This is a genomic window from Mesorhizobium sp. B2-3-11 (assembly GCF_006442215.1).
Classification (GTDB): domain Bacteria; phylum Pseudomonadota; class Alphaproteobacteria; order Rhizobiales; family Rhizobiaceae; genus Mesorhizobium; species Mesorhizobium salmacidum.
The window spans coordinates 1-24,350 of the sequence record NZ_VFVS01000030.1; the positions used below are offsets into that span (position 1 = coordinate 1).

A 24,350-nucleotide genomic window follows, 5' to 3' on the forward strand; every position below is an offset into this window, starting at 1 on the left:
GCAATATAGAATTGGCCATCGCGTATCTTTTGTTCGGCAACGATGATGCCCGGCTGGGTCTCCAGTCGCGACACATAAGCCTGCCAGCGCTGCCCGGATTGCCATGAAAGAAAGAACCAACCGCCTGCCAGAACCAACAGCAGCAGGCCCAGGCCCACCACCAGCCACGGAAATCCCTGGTTTGATTCCTCCTGCTTCAGCTCGACGCAAGTCTGCAGCTGCGCCTCTATGCCGGCCAACTGCGACCCGTCGCCGTCAAACTCCATTAAAGCCTGCGAGTAGTCCTCATGGACACGGAGCAACACCTCGCGAACTATGTCATGCAGTCCTTCTGGGGGGTTTCCTCGGATCACCGAAACCAGGGTCGCGAACGGTCCTACTTCTGACCAGAGACGAAGGTCGCCAAAACGAATAGTGTCCAGGCCGCTCTGCTCCTTCTCGTTGAATGAGTCCTTCACAAAGTCTTGGATTGCACTCAGCATAGAAGATATCAGTTGAGGATCTTCGCTAGTCGCATTGTCGGCAGCTACATGCGCTATCAAGAGCCCAGAAGTGCGGTTAATGAGAAAGACATGTTCAACACGATAAAGAAGAGAATGTTTAAGCACAACTTCCGAGAAGCTGGCCCCAGTTCTCCAAGATTCAAGTCTCCACTTGAGCCCATGCCAGGTAAATATATGCCTTAAGGTTTCGTTCAGCGACTGAAAGGTCTGATCAATCCTTTCCCCGATTGACTTGCGAATTGCTGGAAGAAATACAGGGTATAATATATCTGTCAGCGTGCGCGGGCTCTTCTGGATCGACCGTTGCACAGCCCTTTCGACAGCCGGCGTAAGGGCCTCGCCGAGTTGCGCATGAGGGGCTCGTGCGGCCGCACCGGGAAGCACGTCGCCCACTGCTGCGGCAAGCTGCTCCGGTTCGTCGAGCAGATGCGTAACTCGTGAAAGCTCTGAAATTTCGCGGCTGACCAGCAACTGGCGCAGCGTTTCCATGCGAGGATCGGCGGATGGAACTCCGTCGAGACGCGCACGGTAGTCCGGATCAACGTTCCGGGCAATTTCGATCAAAAGACGGGCCAGAGCCTCGCGATCAATCTCTGTATCGTTCGAGGCTGTTCTATGCGGAAGGCTGATTGGGTCGACGGTCGACGTCAAATCCGATCAACTCACTTTCCAGCTACGGTCCGAGTTGTTCTTGCTGCCGACGGGATCCTGATTCAGACATTTTGCAACCTCGACAAACAGGCCAGCCAAAAGATTTCGATCAGTCTTGACGTTGCCGAGATCGGAAAACATTTTTTCCATCAGCATCTGAATGCCTTCATTCTTTTGCTTGATTTCCTCACGCAGCAAATGATCGTTTCGATTTATCCGGTCGGCAATTTCGCGCTCAAGCTCGTTCAATTGATCCGACAATGCGCGCACCTGCTTTTCAAGCGCCTGATTTTGTTCGCGAAGATTTCGGTCAATCTCCTTGTCGGCGTCGGCTCGCGCGTCTTTTTCGTTCCGCAACTGCGCCGCAAGCGAGTCGATCTGCTTTTTCGCATTTGACTCGTACATTTCAAGATTGCGCTTGGCCTCGGATTCGACATCCTTGAAGCGCTGCAAGACCCGTTCTTCAAGCTTGGAAAAGCGGCGGTCATAGTCCTGCATCTGGTTGCCGAACAGCAGATCACGTATCTTGTCGACACCTACAGCGTCGCCGGGGGTCCCGCTCTCGCGAGCCTGGCCCGCCATGAAGGCGAGCCCGTTGGCGTCTGCATTACTTGTCAGATTTCCGTCCGCTTTATTTGCCGGAGAAGCGGTACTCGAAGATTCCTTGGCCATCCCTATACCCTTCATTTAAACAGCTATCAGCATGCTAATTTAGCAACTAGTAAAGATGTCAGCAAAATACCCGGCTCGCAAGCCGGAATCTTCTCCGCCTAAGCCGGTTCACGCGTAAATTTGACATACGCTCGAGCTCGACAATCTGCCCAGTGAACAGACCCTTTTGCGTTATCATGTGCGTAGATTGGCGGCGCCCTGGATCCATGATTAGCAACTGCGGCGCGCTCGCAGTTCGGCCGCGGTTCCGATTAGTTCGATCAGGATCAGCTTGCCCTCGCGTCTTCGCCCGTGACCATCTTTTGTTGCCGGGCGGCGCAGCACTAAGGCTCGGGCATGAGCGCTTGCCATTCACGCCTGTCTTCAGGTCTTTTTTTGCTACCCTAATTGACCCGATCTTGACAGGGCAGCGCTGCCATCCGATTCCGGTATCGGGTTTCGACATTCCCAACTCTTGCAGAAGAAAACGAAAGCTCAATGGTCCAGAATAATGCTATCGCAAGGGTGTGGTACCGATGTCCAATGTCGAGCAAAACATCGGCGCAATGCATGCCGGCATTCGCCGGCAGACCTGCCGGATACTGGGTACAGTCATGGTCGACGTTGGGCTCGAATGGATCGGCATTGATCGTGACGGCGTGCGCCGACAAAGGCCAACGCAACTTGTTCTACCTGTTACGATGCGGGCGCGGGTGAGACAACGTGGCGTATAATCCATTGGTCTCAATCGTAGTTCCCGCGCACAACGCGGAGGTAACGCTGACGCGCGCACTCGATTGCCTTCTCGATCAGGAAACCGCGGATTGGGAGGCGATCATCGTCGACGACGCCTCCACGGACCGCACCCTCGCAATCATCGCCGCTTATGTGGAACAGGATGCCCGATTTCGGACCTTGAGTTCTTGCGCGAAAAGCCCCGCCGGCGCACGTAACAACGGGATTTCGGCGGCGCGCGGCCACTGGCTGATGTTTCTGGATGCCGACGACTGGGTGGATGCCAGCTTCCTTACGAAAATGCTGGCCGCACTGAAAACCGCTCCTGATGCAGTGGCCGCCTATTGCGGTTCGCGGCGCGTGATGCCCAATGGAGCACTCACCCCGGCGAGCATCGCGCCCGAGGTCGCAAGCCAGCCCTTCGAAACGTTCGCCCGCCGATGTGCCATCGCCACTCACGCGCTGCTGGTCGATCGGGCGACAGTTGTGGAGTTAGGCGGTTTTGATGTGTCGCTTTCCACCTGCGAGGGGTGGGATCTGTGGCAGCGCGTCGCACGTCTGGGCAAAAATTGGGTGATGGTGGACGAGCCGCTCGCCTTTTATCGGACCAGCCCCAACGCGCTTACCCGCAATGCGAAGCAAATGCTGGAAGACGCGGAAATCGTTGTCGCCCGCGGTTTTTCCACCGACCCGAGGGTCAGGCACCCCGCGCCGGCGCATGCCAATGGGGCGATCTCGGCGGACGGCCGCACCGCTTCCGAAGCACTGGCGTGGTTTGCCTTGTGGAACGCTGCGTCGGATTGCGGCAGCGGCGGCGGCTTGATCAACCCGCAATCCCTGCGCGCGCTCCCGGCAAGGCGTAAGTGGGCGCGCGAGATCGCCAAGGTGACCTTCGACGGCCTGATGGTAGGAAGCCTATCGATGCCAGCCCATATGGCTGCCCTGTGGGACAGGTTTGGCGGCGCCATCACCGAGTTGATCATCGAACTCGGCAAGGTCTGGGGCGACCCGGTTGCGGGTCGTCGGGTCCAGTATCATCTCGAGCAAATGCTGCTCGATGCCGACGATCTTGCCGCTCCTCGCAGGCTGGCGCGCACCCTCGGAATTCGCGTCGACGCTCGAAATCCAGCCTCGACCGAGCTTCCGGAAGGAATCGATCAAATCTATGCTTACCTGATGATGGATAGCCAGATCGAGGCTGTCGTGCAGATCGGCGTACTCGGGAGAGTGACAAGGCGCCATTGGACTGAACTGATCCTAAATTTCGCACCGCAAAAGGACGACGGTGCAAACACATCAAGCACGCTGGCAGCCGAGGCACTGTCGACCACAGCGGAACGCCGGCCTGATCCGGACAGCCACTTCGGTAAACTCGCGCAATTGATGTCGGAAGCGCGGGAACTGGTTCGGTCAAGCGCCGAAGCAACGCAGCCGCTTCCGGCGCCGCGCCGTGCACCGGCCTCGAATGGCCACAACAAGGATCGTACGTCGTTCTGGAACCGGTATTTCGCGACAGAGGATCCCTGGAACTACAGCTCGCCCTACGAACAGGAAAAGTATGAGCGGCAGCTCGAAATTCTGCCGGCCGGTCCCATCGGACGGGCGCTTGAACTGGCCTGTGCGGAAGGCCATTTCACGCGCCAATTGGCGCCCCGAGTGGGCCATTTGACTGCCACCGACATTTCCGCCGTAGCCATCGAGCGGGCGCGCGCGCGCTGCATCGACCAACCGAATGTCGAGTTCGGCGTACTGGATTTTTTTGCGGACACGCTGCCCAACGAGATGGATCTGATCGTCTGTTCGGAAGTGCTCTACTACCTCGATGATCTCGCCGGGTTGCGGCGCATCGCCAAAAAATTCGTTGAGGCACTGGCGCCTGGCGGGAGTTTCATCAACGCACACGCATTCGTGCTACGCGACAATATTGAAAGGACGGGTTTCGACTGGAACACATTCGGTGCACAAACGATCTCGCAAACCCTGGCAGAGACCGAAGGCCTCGTCCTTACGCAATCGATCCAGACCGAACTCTATCGGATAGATCGCTTCTGCCGCCTGTCGCCGGATCACGTGGCGACGGAGCCGGTGATTGATCATGTGCCGGTCCGCGCACCCCTAGCATTGGGCGTCGCGCGTAATATCGTCTGGGGCGGGGCGCGGGTCTTACGCCGCGACGTCGCTCGTGGCGAGCGGCGGCAACGTATCCCTGTCCTCATGTATCACAGCGTCGCCGATGAAGGTCCGGCCGCGCTCGCCCGTTTCCGGCTCACGCCCGCTGCATTCGCAAGCCAGATGGCATGGCTGCGCGCAAATGGCTTTCACGCGATCATGTCCGAGCAACTGGAATGGTCCATCGCCAACCGTCAGCCTTTCGCTGGCCGCCCGGTGCTCATCACCTTCGATGACGGATTCCAGAACTTTGCCGACCATGCCTGGCCGATCTTGCGTGCGCACGACCTGGCCGCGGAAGTGTTCCTGGTCACGGACCTGGTGGGTGAAAGTGCAAAGTGGGACGCTCTCAGCGGTCCGCCGACGCCGCTTATGGACGCCGGAACCGTGCGCCGTCTCGCCGCCGAAGGTGCTTTCTTCGGCAGCCACCTGGCGACGCACCGCCCCATCGATGGTCTGTCGAGCTCTGACCTGGCGGCCGAGCTCCTGCGCTCTCGGATGTTCATCGAACGGTGGACCGGCCGTCCAACCACGGCGTTCGCGGCACCCTACTCCGTCACCGACGGACGGCTCGGCAGGCTGGCGAAGGAGTCCGGCTATCGGATCGGCTTCGGCGGCAGACACGGGCCGGCGGACCTCAATAGCGACCCCATCGACCTTCCGCGCATCGAGATTCGTGGGGATCGCTCGCTCGATGATTTTGTTGCCATCGTCGAGGCCGTGCTCAATTGAACGGTGAACTTTGTCCGTGTCATTATTTCCGCCCACAATGCCCAAGATCGACGAGACGCTTCGCAGCGTGACCTTGCGGTCCTAGGGAGCGCTCGAGACATGGCTGTTGACGATGGCTCACGCGAACAGATTGCGGCGATCGCCTGATTTCCGCGGAGATCGACAGGCGCGTGCGGCTGATCGAGCAGGCAAAAACGCCGACAACCCCATGCCGACATTCAGAGCACCTGCACCAGTGTGGCATGTGCCGCCCTAAGGCTCGAGACAGACGAAGGATTTCCATCCATTCGCACCGGGGCAGGTTTTTGGTAAGCTGCCGCAGGGCAAACGGTGGAGCTGTTGTTCCAGTGGTCAACGATCGTCTTCTCGAACGCAAGATGACCGAGATCGAGCAAGCGCGAGCATGGAGCCCGCGCGTCATCTCAAAATTCGAAACGCTTATCAGGAGCGGCGACGACCTTGCGTTGTATCGTGTCAATCCGCTGGCCTTCGCCCGGGACCGCGCAATCGCCGAGCCTGAAGCAATCGACCTCTTCCTTCACGCGGCTCGCTGCGGCCTGTTCGATATGAGCTGGGACGTGCTCTGTCCCCAGTCCGGGATGGTGCTCGACAGTTTCGGCGCCCTGCGCACACTGCAGACCCATTACGTCTGCGGCCTGTGCGACGTATCGGGCGATACAGACCTCGACGATTTCATCGAGGTCTCCTTCTCTGTGTCGCCCCATTTGCGGCGCCTTCCGTTCCACGAGCCCGAGACGCTTTCTGTCGAGGATTTTCATTGGAAGCTACGCTTTGGCAATGACGGGCGGCTGCCCGGGCAGGACGTGCGTTTTCTGGACCTTTTGCGAGGCTTAGTGCGGGGCATGACGTTCCTGCCTCCGGGCACCACGACAATGCTGCGCGCCGACTTCGATGCCGGATCCCTGTCGGGCGTCAACGTGCAGACACAGGCGGCGTTCGCTGTAGCTATAACAGGGGATCCGGTGTTGGCGCCGACACTTCTTAAGATCAACTATGACGGCAAGCGTTTCTTGCCGGCGTTGCCGGTCGTGCCGCCCGGTCCGGTTGTCATTGAAGTTGCAAATACCGGGTCCGGTCGTGGCTCGTTGCTTCTCATCAACTGGCCGCCCGAGCTTGTCGCGTTGAAGACCAAACCGGCGCTCGATTTCGATCCATATGTTTCCGGCGGGGCTCTGCTTGCGCGACAAACCTTCCGCCAGCTCTTCCGTTCCGAGCGTGTCGACGAGAAGGAGGGGCTCGGCATCCGGCAGATCACCTTCCTGTTTACGGACCTCAAGGGCTCCACCGCCATGTATGAGCGTCTGGGCGACCTCAACGCCTATGCTCTAGTCCGCGAGCATTTCGCGCTTCTCAATGCTGCGGTCCACCAGCATTCCGGCGCTGTCGTAAAGACGATCGGAGATGCGGTCATGGCAGTATTCTCGCGGCCACCGGATGCGATTTCGGCCGCCCTTCACATTTTTGAAGAAATCGATCGCTTCAACTGCGACAATGTCAGGCCGGGGATCATCCTAAAGATGGGTGCCCACTGCGGTCCATCGATCGCCGTCACACTCAACGAGAACCTCGACTACTTCGGCCAGACCGTTAATGTCGCGGCACGCGTGCAGTCACTGGCGGAAGCCGGGCAGATTTGCATCTCCGAAGCGCTCTATTCCGCGCCAGGCGTGAGCGACCTGCTTGCCGGCCTAGGCATCGTCGCGTTTGATGCGCCTCTTCGAGGTGTGGAGGGCGATGCGACTGTCTATCGCATTGTGCGAGGATAGACGCACACGGCGATGCTTTTGGCTGCCTTCATGTGTACAGCTGTGTCGGAACCCAGATAGGCGCGCGTATCCGCTCGTCTGCAATCAGTCCTCGGCCGGCCCTGCAGGGTCATGCGCCCAGTTTCCATCACATAGCCTCGGTCGGCGATGCCCAGCGGGGCACACGCGTTCTGCTCTACCAAAAGCACCGTGACGCCCAGCGTCTTCGAATTGCTGATCCATGATTTGCGCGACCAGACCCTACGCAATGGTCTAGCTTGAACGATGGAGTCTTGTATCACAACATCGGCTCTTCAACGTAGGAGCAATGGCGGGCATAGATGTCGTTGCTTGCCGATTTGACCGGAAGGCTAACAGCACGATGCCACTCATGATTCGACGATTGGGAGCCAAGTATCTGGCACGCCCGACACAACGTCTCCGACATCTGGGCGCGATGTTTGTCCTGGTTGCCAGGGCGCTGATTGTTGGGATCGCCCTCTTGTTGGCTGGTCAGGCAGAGGCTCAGGCGCCGGCAACCGTCCCGCCTGAAAGGGTCAAACAGCTATTCGAGCTGCTCGACGATGCGTCAGTGAAGGCCTGGGTGGCCGAACAGCGAAATCAGGACGCTGGGTCAACGAGAGCGCCTGCGGAGACAGGAGCTTCTCCGGCCGACGCACCGTCCGGCGCAGCGACCGCACCAGGCCAGATGAATACGATGGCATCCTCGACGCTCGATATGATCAGGCATCATATCGGAATAATCGTGCACACTTTGCCCCTGCTGCCAAGCCAGTTCGCGCGCGTTCGGGCAAAGACCATGGAGGATATGTCCAGCAAGGGATCTGCCGGTGTACTCTTGCTGATTGCGATGTTCATCGCTGCCGGCCTGGCGTTCACTTGGGCAACATACAAGTTGACCCGTCCATTTCGTCTCTGGATTATCGCGCAACCGAAGGGTACGCCCGTTGGGCGGGCCAAGAAAATCGGCGGTCGCATGCTTTATTCCAGCATGCTGATCGTCTCGTTCGCACTGGGCAGCGCCGGCGCGTTCATGCTGTTCGACTGGCCAATGCTTATCCGCGAGATTGTACTGACATTTCTGATGGCGGCAGTCATTACATGGGGTGTGCGCATGTACGTCATGGCCATACTCGTCCCTTCCTTCATGAACGTCGAGAACGCTGTAGAAGTTCGTGCTTTGCCGATCACCAACGAAGCGGCTGACCATTGGTCCTATTGGCTACCTCGAATCGTTGGCGTCTTCGCCTTCTTCGCCGCCGCGTTCATCCTCTTGCCAGGTCTCGGCATCGATCAGGACGGAATGATGGTCCTGTCGCTTGGCGCCGATTTCGTGCTGCTGTTGCTTTTGCTGCTGGCCATCTGGCGTCGGCCAAGAACGCAGCGAGACGGTGCGCGCCACAGCGTTCACACGGAAGCGACATGGCTATTGACGGCTTATTTGGTCGTCCTGTTCCTGCAGCGCATCGCCGGGCTTTATGTAATGTTCTGGTTCACCTTCGCCGCATTCTTCCTGCCGTTGGCGATCGTGATGACGCAGCGCGGAGTTAATTTCGTCCTGCGGCCAGGTTCGGAAGATCTCGGCCGACCTACGATCCCGGCGGTGGCGATCGCTGTCATCGATCGCGGGATCCGTATGATTTTTATCCTGGCGGCGGCTTACTTTCTCGCGCGTGTCTGGGGTCTGGACATGCAATCCATGCGCGACAGCGATACGACGACCTTCATATTGCGCGGCCTGATTAATGTTGTGGTCATTGCCCTCGCGGCCGATTTCGGCTGGTCGATCATCAAGGCCTTGATCGAACGAAAGCTGGGGATTGAAACACCACACCCTGTCATCAGCGACGAAGAGGCCCCGATGCTCGATCCGCAGCAGGCGCGGCTGCACACGCTGTTGCCGATCCTCCAGAACATTCTGCTCGCATCGATCATCGTGATGGCGGTGCTTATGATACTCGCCTCGCTCGGTATTCAGATCGGCCCGCTGATCGCAGGCGCTGGCGTTGTCGGCGTGGCGGTGGGCTTTGGGGCACAAACCATCGTCAAGGACATCATTTCGGGCGTGTTTTTTCTGCTCGACGATGCGTTTCGTGTCGGCGAATATATTTCCTCCGGCAATTACAAGGGCACTGTAGAAAGCTTTTCGCTGCGTTCGGTGAAGCTGCGCCACCATCGGGGTCCGCTGTTTACGATTCCTTTCGGTGAACTCGGGGCCGTCCAGAACCAGAGCCGTGACTGGGTTATCGACAAATTCAACATCACCGTCGGATATGACACCGATATCGAATTCGCTCGCAAGCTGATCAAGCGGATCGGCCTCGAATTGGCGGAAGATCCCGAGTTCAAACACTGGGTGCTCGACCCGATCAAAATGCAGGGCGTGCAGGAGTTCGGCGAGTACGGCATCGTATTGAGGGTCAAGGCCACAACCAGACCGGGAGGCGCCTTCGCTATGAAACGCAAATTCTATGTACGCCTCCGCCAGGTCTTCAAGGAGCAGGGCATCGAACTCCCATTCCCAACCGTCCAGGTCCAGGGGCTACAGAATCCACATGGGGCAGAGAATGCGCCGTTGGACATCACACCCGCGTTAAAAATGGCCGCCGCGCAATCGCACACCATTCGTCGCCGAAAAAAAGCCAGCACAATGGAATAGCAAAGAGCGCCGTCAATCGATGGGCCACGCCGGCGCTCTGCGCAAAACGGCTATCTAGGCTGGATTCTCCAAGCCCCTTTTGCTAGCCAGACAGGATGAGCAACCGATTGCCGCCCGCATGGGCAAAGCACCTCAAGACCCAACCTTCGCCGAAGGCGGCATCACCGAAGGCTACGCCACTCAAAGCGCAGTCTAAGGCAGGCCCCCACCGCAGCCACGCCGACGACTTGCTTTTACGGCAGGCGCTCGAGTTGCAGCAGGCCGAACGTCTGTCCGAGGCTGAGGAACTGTGCCTCAGGGTCCTGGCTCGCACGTCAAACCATCCCCTAGCTCTGTATATCCTGGGAACGCTCGGGGTCGGTTTCGATAACGAAAAGTCACTGCGATATTTCGCTCGGGCGGTGGCAGAGGATCCGCAGAACCCCTACTACCATCTCAGCCTCGGCGAGACCTATTTGAAGGTCAGCGAATTTACGCCGGCGATCAGGCACCTTCAGTATGCCCTGGACTTGAAGCCGGATCTGGTGGAAGCGCTTTGCGCCTTGGGCGATGCATACAATGCGTTTGACAAGGGGGAAATGGCGCTGCCGCTCTTTGAGAAGGCGCTCAGGGTCGACCGAGATCATCCCGTAGCCCGGTTGGGGCTGCCCCGCGCGCTCGCAAGCCTCGGCCGTATGGACGAAGCCGGGGTTCATCTGAAAGAGGCAATAGAACGGCGCATCGCGGTACCGGCTGCCCACAATGCACTTGTACACACGCGCAAATTCGCTGGAGAGCCGCCAGAACTCGGGGCAATCCTGACGGAGCTTCAAGACCCTGGCCATGGACCGGAGGGAGCGGCAGCGCTTCATCACGCCGCGGGAAAGGTTCTCAACGACCTCCATCGCTATAAGGAGGCGATGGATCACTTCAAGAGGGGGAATCAAGCCGGGGGCCATACATTCGATCTGCAATCTTACCGTCGCTGGGTCGATGTCATGATCGAAACCTTCACGCCGGAACTGGTCGCTTCAAGAGCCGCGTACGGCAATCCCTCGGAGGCGCCTGTATTCGTCGTCGGCATGCCCCGTTCGGGCACGACATTGACGGAGCAGATCTGTGCCAGCCACCCCAATGTTCATGGCGCAGGCGAGCTCAGCAAGCTTAGGCGAATAGCCAGTGGACTCGGTGTCGTAGACGGCTCCAACGCGAGCCTCGGTCAATCGATCGCGATGATTACTCCCGATCTGACCAGGACTTTGGCCGAAGAGCACCTTGCTTATCTGCGCGAGCGGGCTCCCGACTCGCTGCGAATTGTTGACAAGATGCCTCACAATTTCGAGATGATCGGCCTGGTTGGCGTTCTTTTCCCTAAAGCGCGTATTATTCATTGTCGTCGCGACGCCATCGACAATTGCATCTCCTGTTTCGTCCTGCAGTTCAATAGAGCCCACAGCTACAGTGCCGATCTTGAGACGCTGGGGCTTTACTACAGGGAATATGATCGCTTGATGCGGCATTGGGATAGTGTTTTCCCGGGTCGTATTTTCGAAAATCGCTACGAGACGTTGATCGAAAATCAGGAGCAGCAGTCGCGCCGGCTCATAGATTATCTCGGACTGCCGTGGGACGATGCCTGCCTGCGCTTTTTTGACAGGGGCGGCTCCGTAAATACCTACAGCAATTGGCAGGTCCGCCAGCCGATCTATACGTCATCCGTCAAGCGTTGGAAGAATTACGAAAGCGAGATTCAGCCGTTGATCGAAGCCTTGGGCGATCTTGCCGAGGTTTGACAGGTAGTGCTTGATGCTACGCGCATCTTAGGTTGCATCCTATCCCGCTGGCGTACGCTTTCCGCCGGGAGGGTTTCCTCAGGCTGAGTTCCTTCACACCCGCTCTGTCCCGCCTGCGTATCCTGGCCACAGAGCCTCCCACCTTCGCGCGTCGCTTTGCCAAGCAGTTTTGGCTCCTTCTTTCCTTTCGCTGCGAGGATTGCTCTTCCACGTCTGCAAGCGTGGCAGCAGGCGGGCGGCCATGCCATCGGCTGTCCGAAGTTCCATACGAACGGCATGAAAAAACCCGGCGGTTGCCCGCCGGGTTTTTCGATTTCAATCAGGCAGCGCCTGTTAGAAGGAGCGCTGGAAGCGGAGCATACCGCCGACGCTGTTCTTCTTGTCGGCATTCGTCCAGTTCGAGAAGCCCACATCGTCGAAATGACCTGCGTGCAGGTAGTCGACTTCGGCCGTGACCGTGAAGCCAGGAACGATGTCATAGGCAATGTTCGCCGCGATGCCGAGGTTCTTCCAGTCGTCATACGAAGCCTGGGCGTTGAACGAGGTCTTCTCGTTGAACTTGTAGGTGCCACCGCCCCACACTGCCCAGTTGCCGCCCCACTGCTTGTAGAAGCCGCGGCCGCCAGCCGGGAGCGCATAGGTAGGATCGTTGTAATTGTCGTCGGTGCCGTAGCCAGCCATGATCCACAGCGACAGTGCGCTGGAGACATTCACGTCCAAGCGAACCTTGCCGGCCACTTCTTCGTAGTTGCTGTCATAAGCGACGACACCGGTGATGGCGCCCCAACCCTGCGTCCACTTCACGCCGCCGACGACATGCGGAACGTAGCTGTCGATCGTGCCAACGCCGTAGGCACCAGGAGAGCCTGCGCCCGAACCTTCTTCAAGCGAAACCACCGCCGAGAAGCCGTTGCCGGCGTCGAAGTAGTACTGCACGACGTTGGTGTCGAAGTCGCCGTAAGGAACAAGCGTATCCTGGATCACGTTGCCGGCATAACCGATGAACGTGTTGAAGGCCGATTCGTCCTTACCGACGCGCAGGCCGCCGAGCTGGATCCAGGCGAAGTTCAGCGAGGCGCCCGAGTTACCGGCAGGATTGCCATTGTAGGTGGCATAGCCGTTGCGATTGTTGAAGTTGAAGCGGGTCTCGGTGTAGGTCTTCAAGGTGCCGAGTTCGGTTTCCTGGCCGGTCCAGGTCTTCAGCGTGAAGCGGGCCTTCTTGCGCCAAGTCTCCTGTTCGTCACCGGACTCCACGTCACGGGACTTCGCACCATCGAACGAACCGACGTCGCCACCGCTGATGTCATAACGGACATAGCCGCCGATGCGCAGGCAGGTTTCGGTGCCGGGGATGTAGAAGTAGCCAGCGCCGTAGACGTCGCAAATCTTGACGTATTCAGCGGGCTCCGGCTCGGCGACGACGACGGCGTCGGCGGCGCGCGCACCGGAAACTGCGAGCAGAGCCGCAGCGGAGCCGAGGAGAAGGCTCTTGATGTTCATTTTCTGACCTCCAGTCAAAAGTTAAAAAACGGGTCTGGGTATTCTTTGCTGAAGGACAGCGTTCCCTGCCCCATCCCCACTACCGAAAAAGATGCGCACCGCGCCGCTTCCTCGAAACCGACATTACCCATGAGCCAGCGGCGTTCAACAACGATCGTACCGGCGAAAGGGCCGTTCGGCTGCTATCCCCGACCTGTGTTGCAGAAACGTCACGATTTGGCCTCACTTGGAAAGCTCTCGTTAACCATCGGGGCCGCCGCAACCGCTTGTTTCCAGCCGAATCCAGCGATCGGAGGACGGAATATGGCGAGGTCGCGAGTCGCCAGCCAGGGAATTGCCGCAGATCCGCCGCACCCGACGAAAGGCCGAAATGTTCGGCGCGCTCACCCTTCTCCATATAATGACAAGGGCCTTGTTGATTGTGCCGGCGCTTTTCTTTATCCAGCGGCGCAACGCAGAGGCGGCCGAGTGGTCGAAGGCGCTGCCCTGCTAGGGGAGGCTCAATCTTTTGGTTGATCCGAAACTCCCGGCCACTGTTCCGCAAGGCTTACAGCATGGGAGATCTCCAGAGCCTGCACGAGTTCCGCCGCCAGAAAGAGCGGGCGGGACGGATTCGTTTTCTCGAGAGGGATGAAGAGGCGCGGCTGTTCGCCGCCATCAAGAGCCGCAGCGAGGAGGCTTACAGGCTTTCCGTCTTCCTGGTCGATAGCGGCTGCCGTCTCGGCGAAGCGCTCGGGCTGACCTGGAACGACATCAAGGACATCGCGTCAGTTTCCAGACCATCATATCCGGTCGCAGCCGCACCATCCCGATGACCGAGCGGGTCAAGGAGGTGATCAAGCTGCCTCCGAACGGACGCTCTCGGCCGAAAGGCCCGTTCACCAAGTTGAGCCAGGCACAGTTCGGTGCCATCTGAACGAGGCGAAAGCCGAGGTCGGACTTGGCGCCGACCACCAGGTCGTGCCGCACATCCTGCGTCACACCTGTGCTGCGCGCCTCGTCCGGGGCGGCATCGATATCAGGCGTGTGCAGATGTGGCTGGGTCATCAGACGCTGTCGATGACGATGCGCTACGCGCATCTGGCCGTCAACGATCTCGATGGCTGCGTCACCGTGCTCGAAGGGCTGCTACCGGCAGCGCAGGAGATCAAGAATGAAACCGGGTCATGATGAAGGTCTCGACAGGAACCGCGCGCAAAAGCGCTAGCGACCGGGGTCTTTTCGCGGAGTTTAGGTTTGGTCGTGCTCGAACACAATGTAGGCCAAGCATTACTCCAAGCAACGTCATCATCTCCACTGGACGGAACGTTGCCAATTGTGCATTGTGTTTGCCTTCTATGACCTCCGGAACGCACTGACGTACTAGTTCTCCTCGGCTAAACAGCGGTCACGCGACTTGGGTGCATTTGAATGAGGTAATCTGCATGGTCACTAGGCGGCGATTCTCACGAGGCGGAAACCTTGTTAAGCAGGCCAGCCGACCGAGACTGGAAAATACGGTGGCTGCCGCCGCGTCGAAAATTCTTCTTGAGCACGATCCGACAATCGGCAAGCCGGCCCTTAGAATTGCCGCGAAATTGGCAGGGTATATATCTTCAGCAATCACTGTTCAAACTCAGGCTGTTCAGCGAGCCCTCCCAACCATTGAGGATGACGTTGAAAACCTCGCTCAGATATTTATCGGTCATATGGTGGCAGAGGCACAAGGCCGATTTGACCCACGACTGCAGCGTTTCAAAGCGGTACCGCCACCGGCGGTCCCCCAAGCGCCTCTCAGTGCGGCGAGTGATTGGGCTGGGCCGGTAGCTGGGCCAACAGTGATAGAAAGACATTTTGGGATACCGAGGTCGACGCTCTTTCGGTGGCAGAAACGCGATGAGGTGATCGCACTTAAATCCGGAAGCAGCAGGTTTGTTTTTCCATTGAAGCAGTTTGTCGATGCTCGCCCTGCAGATGGGATAGCCGAATTGATCGCGATGTTTGGCGACCATCGGCTTGCCTGGAAATGGTTGATGGCACCGACGGACAAGCTTGGCGGGAACCCCCCGATAGATACTCTGTTAACTGGTAAGCTAGCCAATGTTGTTGCTGCCGCGCGCCTGGCCTTGGGGGAGGCACCTGATGTTTAGCCCCGGCATTTGGTGGCGGTTGTTCAGTTGAGAACTTGGCGCAACGCAACATGACCCCAAGCGGCTGCCCGCGGCCCGTCGTCTCAATGACGACCCTTCCAGCCAGCCATTCTCGACAAGCAGTTGGACAGCCTTGCCATCGCGCCCTCCTCCTGACGAACACCTTGGAACGGTCAAGCCGTCGGTGCCGTGCCGTGCCGCTCGCGCGCGGTCTTGCGGATTATTTCCGCGATTTCCGGGCTACTGCTGCATAGCATCTGGAAATCCGCCGCGTGCAGCGACAGGAGTGAGACCGCCGTTGCGGCGCTGACGGTCGCCGTACGCGGTTCGCCGCTCATCAGCGCCATCTCGCCGAAGAAGGCGCCAGGGCCAAGCTCCACCGGGTTCGACATCACGACGCTCACCCGCCCCTCCACAACAAAGAACATCCGATCCCCGGTCTCGCCCCTTCGGCAGATCACGGCGCCGGCCGGCAAACTACGAGGCCTCAAGGCGCACGATCTCGACCAGCGCGGCCGGGCCCAGCTTCTGAAACAACGGCACAGCGGCGACCAATTGCCAATTGCGGACGAAATCCTCGCGACGGATTTCTTGATAGAAGCCGGAGGCAAGAATGCCGGCCCACAGCGCGAAGACGCCGATGCCACACATCATGACTGCCCCAGCAAGGACGCGGCCGGCGAAACTTTGCGGAATGGCGTCGCCATAACCGGTGGTGGACAGCGTGACCACCGCCCACCACATTGCCTGAGGGATGCTGCCGAACTTTTCCGGTTGGATGTGGCGCTCGATGACATAGGCCGCGAGCGCGACACCGAACAGAACGACGCCGAAAAGCGTGGTGACGCCGATCAGGTTACGCGCTTCGTTGGCCAGCACCCTGCCCAGTACCGGGAAGAACGTCGAGTCGCGCAGCGGTTTGAGCAGCCAGATAGCACAGTAGAGGCTCCGGTCGGGCGTGCCTTCGAGCAGAAATGCAGCGAGTGGAACCAAAACCGCGAGCATATCAATGGCGATTGCCGGCGTCCTGTCCCGAAGGTCTCCCGCCCAGTGCTTGATCAGAGTCTCGGCCATCTGCAGGAGATAAGCGCCCCAAATGACCGCCAGCACGGCAGTCAGAGCCAGCCTGCTTCGTGCGGACATGTCCGGCATGGTGAGCGCGGCCACCGCCAGTAGCCCAGGCGCAGCCAGCACCGCGTTTAGCGGCGCGTGAATTCTCAAGAAAGGCAGTACCGACATTCTGTGCCCACGAGCGGATGCTATTCCTCCAGAATAGGATGCCTTCAAGGCAAGCGCAAAGGTGGCGCTTTCGCTGGGATGTTCATCACGAGGTGAACTCAGATGGCCTGAACGTGAACCGACAGGCCGAAACCGAGAATGGCCCATCCGGGCATTTGCAACAGGTTTCAACTGTTCCAGGGAGCCGGGCCGACGAGTTCAAGGCCGTAGAGATGCCCGGCTCGAAGACTGCGGCATGTCGGCAATGGCGAGGGTGCCGGCGGCGACACCCAACAAGAGCGCTCCGATCCGCCTGGTGTCACGAGCATGAGGTTCCCTCCGGCCCTTCGCCCGCTACCCAAAACATGTGCGGCACCACAGGCGGCAGGAAGGACACTCGAGAGGCGCATTTAGTACGCGACGGCAACTGCATGGTTGCGACGTTGCGTGCGCCCAAGCTATCGGGGCCGGTGAGTCACCGCAGAGGCAATTCAAGGAGGCACCGTCGAGGTCTTGTGGCTTCGATCCAGCCGCTCTGAGCGGACTCGAGGGATACAAAGCGGTACGATACATGAGATCCGATTCTCCTGCGGTCGTCCCGCCCAGTTCAGAATGAGGCGGCCTTTGTGGTCCAATGACTGAGTACCCGCGCCTCAAATACAGTATGCAAGCCGTTCGCAAGGCAGGCGACCGGCTCGCAAAACCTATGCAGCTCGGACAAGACACCACTGCCGGCCAGTACGTGGACACGATGCGAATCTTCTCAATCGCCAATAGCTGGCGCGACTCGCACTTTCTGCCGATGCGGAGCGTTCGGTTCTCTGTCGGTCACCACATGAAAGCCCTGCGATTGAAGGGCGACATGGCATCGCGTCCGAAGCGTCTGGCATCCATTTGTCGGAAGCTTCGAGAGTCCACCACCAATTTGGACACCATGAACGATATCGGCGGCTGCCGAGCGATCATGCCCGATATCAATAGCGTCCGCTTGCTTCTCGAATCGATGCGAGACAAGTTCCCCCATGAGATGCACTGTCGGGAATTTAACTATATCGATGAGCCGAAGCCGGACGGCTATCGAAGTCACCATATTGTTTTCCAGTACCGACCCAGAGCTGCCCACACCCAGGCTTTCGAGGGACGACGCATCGAATTGCAAGTTCGGACCACACTTCAGCACTCATGGGCAACTGCAGTTGAGGCCGTCGGGCTGTTCCAGCGCCAGGATTTGAAGCACGGAAACGGCGAGCAGGATTGGCTACGTCTTTTCCAGCTTATGTCGGCGGAATTCGCGCAGGTTGAGCAGTGTCCCATTCATGTCGGTGTTCCGGATCGCGATGACCGAGTGCGGGAACTGCGGGATATCAACAGGCGTATAGGTGCAACAAGTATACTGGCAGATATCACGAATCTTACCCTCCGCTCAGAGAGCTTCGTACAGCCAACGGGACGTTTTCGGCATCATTTGTTACAATATAGAGCGGATCAGAACGTTACCATTCAACCATTCCGAACTCTCATCATGGGGGCGCGGAAATTGGAAGAAATAGAGAAGAAAATCGCGCTAAGGGGAATTGATTGGACGGTTGCCTTGGTCGAGGTGGATAAGGTCGAAAAGCTTGTCGACATATACCCGAATTACTTTGGCAACGTTTCATTGTTCGCCCGCAGTCTGAAATCCATATGCTCGGGAAAGTCACTGTCTACAGAATAGCCCACACCGGATGGTAGCTCCGAAGGAACGCCCGACTATGGTTGGCCAAGCGTCGCTTTCCGTTTGAAGGAGCCGGACCATTGGCCTTCCTCGACAGTCTCCTGGGTCCGGTCCGAACGGACAATCTCCCGAAAGCTCACACCTATTTCAGCGTTGCCAGCACGCCTGCGGCTGACCGCAGGTCTGCTGTCTCCAAGCCTTCCCCGAAGCGCGCGAAAATCGGCAGGAGAAGAGCCCGTGCGTCCCTGTGTTGTCCCCGAGCGGCCAGCAGGGAAGCAAGGTCGACAGCGGTCCGCAGCTCCCATGCCCGCGCGCCTTGACAATCACTGAGTACCAACGACCGCCGAAAACACATTTCGGCCTCTTCGTCGGCGTCAGGGCGCGGGGCCGCGAGGCAACGCCTGACTCTAGGACCGACATTAGGCGCAAAGCTGCCGTTCGCGTCGTGGATAGCTTTCGAGTCAGACTCTCCCGCTCCCTACCGGTCTTTGCAGCACCGAGACAGGCCCATCACGCCCAACACTGTAGAAAATATCGCATGCTCTGCGAGCGGGAGGAGAGGCGGTAGCGCTCTAGCGATTCGTATCCCCGAGCACTTTTGCGAATTGTTGGCGCACCCGACAGGCCGCGACCGACTGGCTTCCGAGAACCGACGGATCGCAAGCGCCTTGCGCCAGGATCGTGTGCAGGTTTGACAAGTTTTCCGATCTCTTTTTGCGGCAAGATCAACGATTTGATCGCTGGTTTGCGCCACATCAATATCAACAGCTCCTATCACCTGTAGACGGGTGCAGTTGGCGGCCGATTGCTTGCTAATGGAACTCCCGCAGACGGTCTCCGAGACGCCGGAAAACGCAGACTAGTTTCTTCGGCGAATTGACAGTCGGTGACCGACTTGGGAAACAGCCTCACCATGACAGGGCTTTCCCTGAAAAAGACCATGACCGAGCAGACAAGGGAAAGTTTCGACAGCGGGAGGATAGCGTGAACGGGCACTCAGCCGGCCATCATGAAGATCGTGTCCAGGCTGCGATCAATTCCGACGCGGCAGCAAAATCGGCATTGGTCGCCTCGTGGCAACGCTCCTCCAACCTACACCAGCTTGATCCTGCTGAGCACAAGTCTCCCAAGCGCCTTACGGCCGCCGAGCTTATAAGAGCCAGGCAGCGGATTGAACCATTGCAGGTGGCGGCGCAGGCCAGCCTTGACAGGCTCTACCTCGCGGTAGGCGGAGTGGGGTGCTGCGTGCTTCTGGCCGACCGCGACGGAGTGCCGGTGGATCGCCGTGGTGCGACCTCCGACGACCGGACCTTCGAAGATTGGGGACTGTGGACGGGCTCCGTCTGGAGTGAGGCGAGCGAAGGCACGAACGGTATCGGAACCTGTCTAGCCGAGCGGCGAGCGCTGACCATCCATCGCGATCAGCATTTTTTTGCACGCAATACGCTGCTGAGTTGCACGACGGCACCGATCTTCGATCATGAGGGCAACCTCACGGCGGCACTCGACGTGTCGTCTTGCCGCGCCGATCTCACCGAAGCGTTCACCAACCTCATCTCGGTTGCAGTCGCGGACGCCGCAAGGCGAATCGAAGTGGAGAATTTTCGCCGGTCATTCCAAAGTTCTCGTGTGCTCTTGCTTCCAGACACAACCAGCGGGCCCGGCGGGCTTATCGCGGTCGACTGCGACGATCTCGTGGTCGGAGCGACACGGTCGGCACGGATCGCATTGGGAATTTCCCAGGAATCGCTGACAAGAAGCCTGCCTGCGATTGACCTGTTTAGCGGTGCCGAGGGTGTTTCAGGAAGCCTCGGTCGGGCCGAACGCGCCGCACTTCAGAGAGCCTTGGCCCGAACTTCGGGCAACGTTTCGGCCGCCGCCGAGGCGCTCGGAATCAGCCGCGCTACGCTGAATCGCAAATTGAAGCGTTTCGAGTTGCGGCGCGTCCACTAACTTTGCCGGCCCAGTTGTGTCAGTTCTGAGACACTCACCCGAACGACTTGGTTTAGACGGCCTGACAATCAACGCTTGCCCAAGCATATCTCGTCCCACGCGTCGCATTCCGCGGCGTCAGCTTCGGGAGGAAGATGTGAACAAGGTTGAATTCTCGCGTTCGGTCAAGGCGCCCTTCGACAGACGCTACGGCAATTTCATTGGCGGTAGATGGACCGAGCCGCGCTCCGGACGGTACTTCGAGAACTTCTCGCCGGTGAACGGTCAACTGCTGTGTGAGGTGGCGCGCTCGGACGCTCAAGATATCGAGGCCGCCCTCGACGCGGCGCACGCGGCTAAAGACGCCTGGGCGCGCACCAGCGTGGCTGAGCGGTCGCTTATCCTCAATCGCATCGCCGACCGCATGGAGGAAAACCTCGATCTGCTGGCGCGCGCCGAAACCTGGGATAATGGCAAGCCGATCCGTGAAACGACGGCGGCCGACCTGCCGCTTGCCATTGACCATTTCCGGTATTTCGCCGGCGTGCTACGCGGTCAGGAAGGCAGTCTTTCCCAGATCGACGACGATACCGTCGCCTATCATTTCCATGAACCACTCGGCGTGGTTGGCCAGATCATTCCCTGGAACTTCCCGCTGCTGATGGCGGTCTGGAAGCTGGCGCCCGCACTTGCCGCCGGCAACTGCGTGGTGCTGAAGCCGGCCGAACAGACGCCTGCCACCATCATGCTGTGGGCGGACCTGATCGGTGACCTTCTGCCGGACGGCGTGCTCAACATCGTCAACGGCTTCGGCCTGGAGGCCGGCAAGCCACTCGCTTCGTCGAACCGCATCGCCAAGATCGCCTTCACCGGCGAAACCACGACCGGCCGGCTGATCTCGCAATATGCCAGCCAGAACCTCATCCCGGTGACGCTGGAACTCGGCGGCAAGTCGCCCAACATCTTCTTCCAGGATGTCACCGCTGAAGACGACGACTTTTTCGACAAGGCTATCGAGGGCTTTGTTATGTTCGCACTCAACCAGGGCGAGGTCTGCACCTGCCCCAGCCGAGCCCTGGTGCATGAGAAGATCTACGACAAGTTCATGGAAAAGGCGCTGAAGCGCGTCGAGGCGATCGTCCAGGGCGATCCGCTCGACCCGGTCACTATGATCGGCGCGCAGGCGTCGAGCGAGCAACTGGAGAAGATCCTGTCCTACTTCGACATCGGCAAGAAGGAGGGCGCCGAAGTGCTGATCGGCGGCGAGCAGAACCATCTGCCGGGCGATCTTGCTGGCGGCTATTACGTCAAGCCTACGGTGTTCAAAGGCCACAACAAGATGCGCGTCTTCCAGGAGGAGATTTTTGGGCCAGTGGTGTCGGTCACCACCTTCAAGGACGACGACGAGGCCTTGGCGATTGCCAACGACACACTCTACGGCCTAGGCGCTGGTATCTGGAGCCGTGATGCGAACCGCTGCTACCGGTTCGGCCGCGCCATACGCGCCGGTCGCGTATGGACCAACTGCTACCATGCCTATCCGGCACATGCGGCGTTCGGCGGCTACAAGCAATCGGGCATCGGCCGCGAGAACCACAAGATGATGCTCGACCATTACCAGCAGACCAAGAACATGCTGGTCAGCTATAGCCCGAAGAAGCTCGGTTTCTTTTGAGCGTCGTCGGATAGAAAGCCAAGGGTGCAGCCGTTATGGCCGCGCCCTTATCGGCTCGGGAACTCTGGAGGGAAAGCAGGATGCTTGAAAAGATCTCGCTCGGGAAAGTCTCGGCCACACCTGGAGCCAGAACCTTCCTGGCGGAAATCATCGCCGACCACGGCCCGGTGCTGTTCCATCAGTCGGGCGGGTGCTGCGATGGATCATCGCCGATGTGTTACTCGCAAGGCGATTTCATCGTCGGCGACCATGACGTGATGCTGGGGTAGATCGGCGACACCCCGGGTCTATATCAGCGTCTCGCAATGAAGTGTGGAAGCACACCGATCTCATCATCGACGTGGTGCCTGGTCGCGGCGGAATGTTCTCGCTCGACAACGGAAGAGAGAGGCGGTTCCTAACGCGGTCGACAATCTGCGCGGCTCAGGCGAGGGCTTAATGAACTGCCGTGGCGTTGCGCGCCTGGAAATACCTGCGGCGACGGCGGACGCACGTCGCTCGACGGGCGGGCAAGGCTCATAAGGTTCCTCTTTGTCTCAGCGCAACGAGCATCGATGAAACAAGGCGCAAGATGTCCGCTTCCAAATGCGGACAAGCGGCATGAAACCCACATTCAGCGGCGATGCGACGATGGACAGACTCATGCACGGCTCGCCAGCAGCTATTCGCGTCGTTCTTCAGCATGGCATGCTTTGCGTAGGCTGCCCTATCGCGCCGTTCCACACCATTTCAGACGCGGCACGGGAGCACAATCTGGACGAGGAACTGCTCAGTCGCGATCTGCGGACCGCAATCGAAAGTAGCGACTGACGTTAGCTCTTCCGTTCGCGGCCTTCCGCGATCAGAAGCAACCGGTGAGGCTCGACTACAGTCACCTTCTGCCGCCCGCTTTTGACCAATCCCTGGTCTTCCCAGGCCGAGAGCAAGCGGCTCACCGTGTGAAGCGTCGTCCCCGTCATTTCGGCGATGTCCTGACGCGAGATCGGGAAGTCGATCACGATGCCTTCCTCCGTCTTTTTGCCGGTCTGCCTGACCAGCTTAAGCAGTGCATGGGCAACGCGCTGGTCCACTTGTTCGGTGGACATCTCGATGACGCGCGTGTGGGCGTCCTGCAGCCTGCTGCCCACGGCCTTGTAGGTGTTGGCACTGAAACTGGGAAAGTCGGCAGCGAATGTCGGCCACAGCTGGCTTGGCCAGGCAAGAGCGACGCAATCGGCGGCGGCGATCGCATTTGCCGGATAGGTGGTGCGGCCCAGTGCGTGGGCAATGCCCATCAACTCGCCTGGACTTATGTATCGCACGGTTACCTCATGGCCGTCCGGTGTCGATTTCACCACGCGCACATGCCCGTCGAGCAGCAGGAAAAACGAATGGGCTTCCTGCTCCTGTTCGAAAACCGACTGGTCCCTGGCAATCCTCAACGACGTGGCCTGGCCGACGATGCGGTCGAGCTCGGCAGCCGATAGCCCCTCAAAGACAGACAACCCGGCGATCAGTGTGCGATCAAGGCTACCCAACGATGCCCCCCAATTTGACCATGACCACAAAGCGTTCACGCCAGCCTGACCGGAGAGTGTCACGGACAACTGATGGGCGGCAAGGGGGCGATGCTGCTCGACGTCTGGGCGACGCTGTGGTCGCCACCTTCTTCGACTATGTGACTTGTTCGGCGGAATGTCTTTCAGCCGCTTGAAGAGCAGAGACGGCAGCAACCAGCTCTGACGGAAACGGCTCCAGTTGCTCCTCCATGCACATTTCACCCAGAAATTTGCGCCAACGCAAATCGCCAGATTGTCCAGTGACGTAGAACAGGCGCGACGGTTGATGCCGTGATGAACCCAAGAAAGGACTTCCCAATGAAATTGCCTCTTGTTGCCGCTGCCGTCGCTCTTCTCGCCCTCGCCGGCGCCGCAAGCGCCGAGGAGCATGTGGTGCAAATGCTCAACAAAGGTGAGAAAGGTGCGATGGTGTTCCAGCCGGCCTTTGTGCGTGCAGTACCGGGGGACACGGTCAAGTTCGTGCCGACCGACAAAACCCACAACGCTGAAATCATCAAAGGCATGCTGCCGGACGGCGCTGACGCCTTCAAGGGGAAGCCGAGTGAGGAAATCACCGTGACCCTCACCAAGGAGGGTGTCTACGGCGTGAAATGCGCGCCGCACTATGGCATGGGCATGGTGGCGCTCATCGCCGTAGGCAAGCCCGTCAATCTGGAAGCCGCGGAAGCCGTCAAGCAGGCCGGCAAAGCCAAGACAGTGTTCGCGGATCTGTTCGCGGAAGCGGCAAAGGCCGCCTCCAACTGACCTGCTCTCTTCCAAAAGATACCCTCCGGTTCACGATCTCCGGAGGGAACGGCCGAACGGACCAGCGGAGAGGTCCAGTTCGGCCGATTTCGTTTTGGCGAAGACTTCGCCTCGGGTTTTATGACAACTACCTCCTGTTTCCTCCACCAGGTAGATGAATCGAACTGGATTTGCGCTAGCGCAAAGACGTTCGCGGCGGGAAGCCTAATATCTGGCCATA

13 protein-coding genes and 5 pseudogenes are annotated in these 24,350 nt (G+C 59.0%); 12 read left to right on the forward strand and 6 right to left on the reverse strand.

The window, feature by feature from the left end; all coding sequences use genetic code 11:
* Positions 1-1,154, reverse strand: a pseudogene (locus tag FJ960_RS27820) (OmpA family protein); the annotation flags it as partial.
* Positions 1,155-1,160: 6 nt separating this feature from the next.
* The gene (locus FJ960_RS27825) at positions 1,161-1,826 is read right to left on the reverse strand and encodes a hypothetical protein (protein WP_031240461.1); all 666 of its coding nucleotides are present in this window, start codon (positions 1,824-1,826) and stop codon (positions 1,161-1,163) included.
* 717 nt (positions 1,827-2,543) lie between these two features.
* Here FJ960_RS27825 and FJ960_RS27830 point away from each other — a divergent pair.
* Both FJ960_RS27830 and FJ960_RS27835 read left to right on the forward strand, forming a co-directional pair.
* On the forward strand, positions 2,544-5,441 hold the full coding sequence (locus tag FJ960_RS27830; protein ID WP_246672984.1) for a glycosyltransferase: 2,898 nt from the start codon (positions 2,544-2,546) through the stop codon (positions 5,439-5,441).
* Positions 5,442-5,818: 377 nt separating this feature from the next.
* Positions 5,819-7,228: an adenylate/guanylate cyclase domain-containing protein gene (locus FJ960_RS27835; protein WP_140718327.1), complete on the forward strand. Its 1,410-nt coding sequence runs from the start codon at positions 5,819-5,821 to the stop codon at positions 7,226-7,228.
* Here FJ960_RS27835 and FJ960_RS30090 read toward each other — a convergent pair.
* Positions 7,207-7,425 (reverse strand): annotated as a pseudogene (locus FJ960_RS30090) (hypothetical protein); the annotation flags it as partial. The gene FJ960_RS27835 and the pseudogene FJ960_RS30090 sit on opposite strands and share 22 nt — an antisense overlap.
* Before the next feature lie 164 nt (positions 7,426-7,589).
* Between FJ960_RS30090 and FJ960_RS27845 the strand changes: the two are divergent.
* Positions 7,590-9,887: a mechanosensitive ion channel family protein gene (locus FJ960_RS27845; protein WP_246672985.1), complete on the forward strand. Its 2,298-nt coding sequence runs from the start codon at positions 7,590-7,592 to the stop codon at positions 9,885-9,887.
* Positions 9,888-9,982: 95 nt separating this feature from the next.
* Positions 9,983-11,659: a sulfotransferase gene (locus FJ960_RS27850; protein WP_140718329.1), complete on the forward strand. Its 1,677-nt coding sequence runs from the start codon at positions 9,983-9,985 to the stop codon at positions 11,657-11,659.
* Positions 11,660-11,992: 333 nt separating this feature from the next.
* Here FJ960_RS27850 and FJ960_RS27855 read toward each other — a convergent pair whose 3' ends face one another.
* A complete protein-coding gene (locus tag FJ960_RS27855; RefSeq protein ID WP_140504500.1) occupies positions 11,993-13,159 on the reverse strand; it encodes a porin in 1,167 nt (388 codons plus the stop codon).
* 533 nt (positions 13,160-13,692) lie between these two features.
* Here FJ960_RS27855 and FJ960_RS29640 point away from each other — a divergent pair.
* Positions 13,693-14,329: pseudogene (locus FJ960_RS29640) on the forward strand (site-specific integrase); the annotation flags it as partial.
* Between the two features lie 329 nt (positions 14,330-14,658).
* Complete coding sequence (locus FJ960_RS27870; RefSeq protein ID WP_181174342.1) at positions 14,659-15,288, forward strand: antitoxin Xre/MbcA/ParS toxin-binding domain-containing protein; 630 nt, start codon at positions 14,659-14,661, stop codon at positions 15,286-15,288.
* Between the two features lie 173 nt (positions 15,289-15,461).
* On the opposite strand, the pseudogene FJ960_RS27875 reads toward FJ960_RS27870, so the two are convergent.
* A pseudogene (locus FJ960_RS27875) lies at positions 15,462-16,527 on the reverse strand (cyclic nucleotide-gated potassium channel).
* Between the two features lie 613 nt (positions 16,528-17,140).
* Here FJ960_RS27875 and FJ960_RS27880 point away from each other — a divergent pair.
* From FJ960_RS27880 to FJ960_RS27900, 5 genes and pseudogenes are all read left to right on the forward strand, one after another.
* The gene (locus tag FJ960_RS27880) at positions 17,141-18,220 is read left to right on the forward strand and encodes a RelA/SpoT domain-containing protein (protein WP_246672986.1); all 1,080 of its coding nucleotides are present in this window, start codon (positions 17,141-17,143) and stop codon (positions 18,218-18,220) included.
* 984 nt (positions 18,221-19,204) lie between these two features.
* Positions 19,205-20,173, forward strand: coding sequence for a GAF domain-containing protein (locus FJ960_RS27885; RefSeq protein WP_140718335.1), 969 nt, complete (start codon positions 19,205-19,207; stop codon positions 20,171-20,173).
* Positions 20,174-20,309: 136 nt separating this feature from the next.
* Positions 20,310-21,827 (forward strand): aldehyde dehydrogenase, encoded by a 1,518-nt coding sequence (gene adh, locus FJ960_RS27890; RefSeq protein ID WP_140718336.1) that lies wholly within the window; start codon positions 20,310-20,312, stop codon positions 21,825-21,827.
* A gap of 80 nt (positions 21,828-21,907) precedes the next feature.
* A pseudogene (locus FJ960_RS27895) lies at positions 21,908-22,266 on the forward strand (DUF779 domain-containing protein).
* A 161-nt stretch (positions 22,267-22,427) separates the two neighbouring features.
* Entirely contained in the window at positions 22,428-22,637 is a 210-nt protein-coding gene (locus FJ960_RS27900; RefSeq protein WP_140718337.1) for a DUF1858 domain-containing protein, read from the forward strand.
* Positions 22,638-22,639: 2 nt separating this feature from the next.
* On the opposite strand, the gene FJ960_RS27905 is transcribed toward FJ960_RS27900, so the two are convergent.
* Positions 22,640-23,344: a Crp/Fnr family transcriptional regulator gene (locus tag FJ960_RS27905; RefSeq protein ID WP_140718359.1), complete on the reverse strand. Its 705-nt coding sequence runs from the start codon at positions 23,342-23,344 to the stop codon at positions 22,640-22,642.
* Between the two features lie 339 nt (positions 23,345-23,683).
* On the opposite strand from FJ960_RS27905, the gene FJ960_RS27910 reads away from it, so the two are divergent.
* On the forward strand, positions 23,684-24,130 hold the full coding sequence (locus tag FJ960_RS27910; protein ID WP_140718361.1) for a pseudoazurin: 447 nt from the start codon (positions 23,684-23,686) through the stop codon (positions 24,128-24,130).
* The last annotated feature ends 220 nt before the right edge of the window (positions 24,131-24,350 follow it).

Excerpts from the sequence above, each read along its gene's own strand:
- FJ960_RS27825 (WP_031240461.1), bottom strand. The coding sequence starts at position 1,826 with ATGGCCAAGGAATCTTCGAGTACCGCTTCTCCGGCAAATAAAGCGGAC.
- FJ960_RS27835 (WP_140718327.1), top strand. The coding sequence starts at position 5,819 with ATGACCGAGATCGAGCAAGCGCGAGCATGGAGCCCGCGCGTCATCTCA.
- FJ960_RS27845 (WP_246672985.1), top strand. The coding sequence starts at position 7,590 with ATGCCACTCATGATTCGACGATTGGGAGCCAAGTATCTGGCACGCCCG.
- FJ960_RS27850 (WP_140718329.1), top strand. The coding sequence starts at position 9,983 with ATGAGCAACCGATTGCCGCCCGCATGGGCAAAGCACCTCAAGACCCAA.
- FJ960_RS27855 (WP_140504500.1), bottom strand. The coding sequence starts at position 13,159 with ATGAACATCAAGAGCCTTCTCCTCGGCTCCGCTGCGGCTCTGCTCGCA.
- FJ960_RS27880 (WP_246672986.1), top strand. The coding sequence starts at position 17,141 with ATGACTGAGTACCCGCGCCTCAAATACAGTATGCAAGCCGTTCGCAAG.
- FJ960_RS27900 (WP_140718337.1), top strand. The coding sequence starts at position 22,428 with ATGAAACCCACATTCAGCGGCGATGCGACGATGGACAGACTCATGCAC.
- FJ960_RS27910 (WP_140718361.1), top strand. The coding sequence starts at position 23,684 with ATGAAATTGCCTCTTGTTGCCGCTGCCGTCGCTCTTCTCGCCCTCGCC.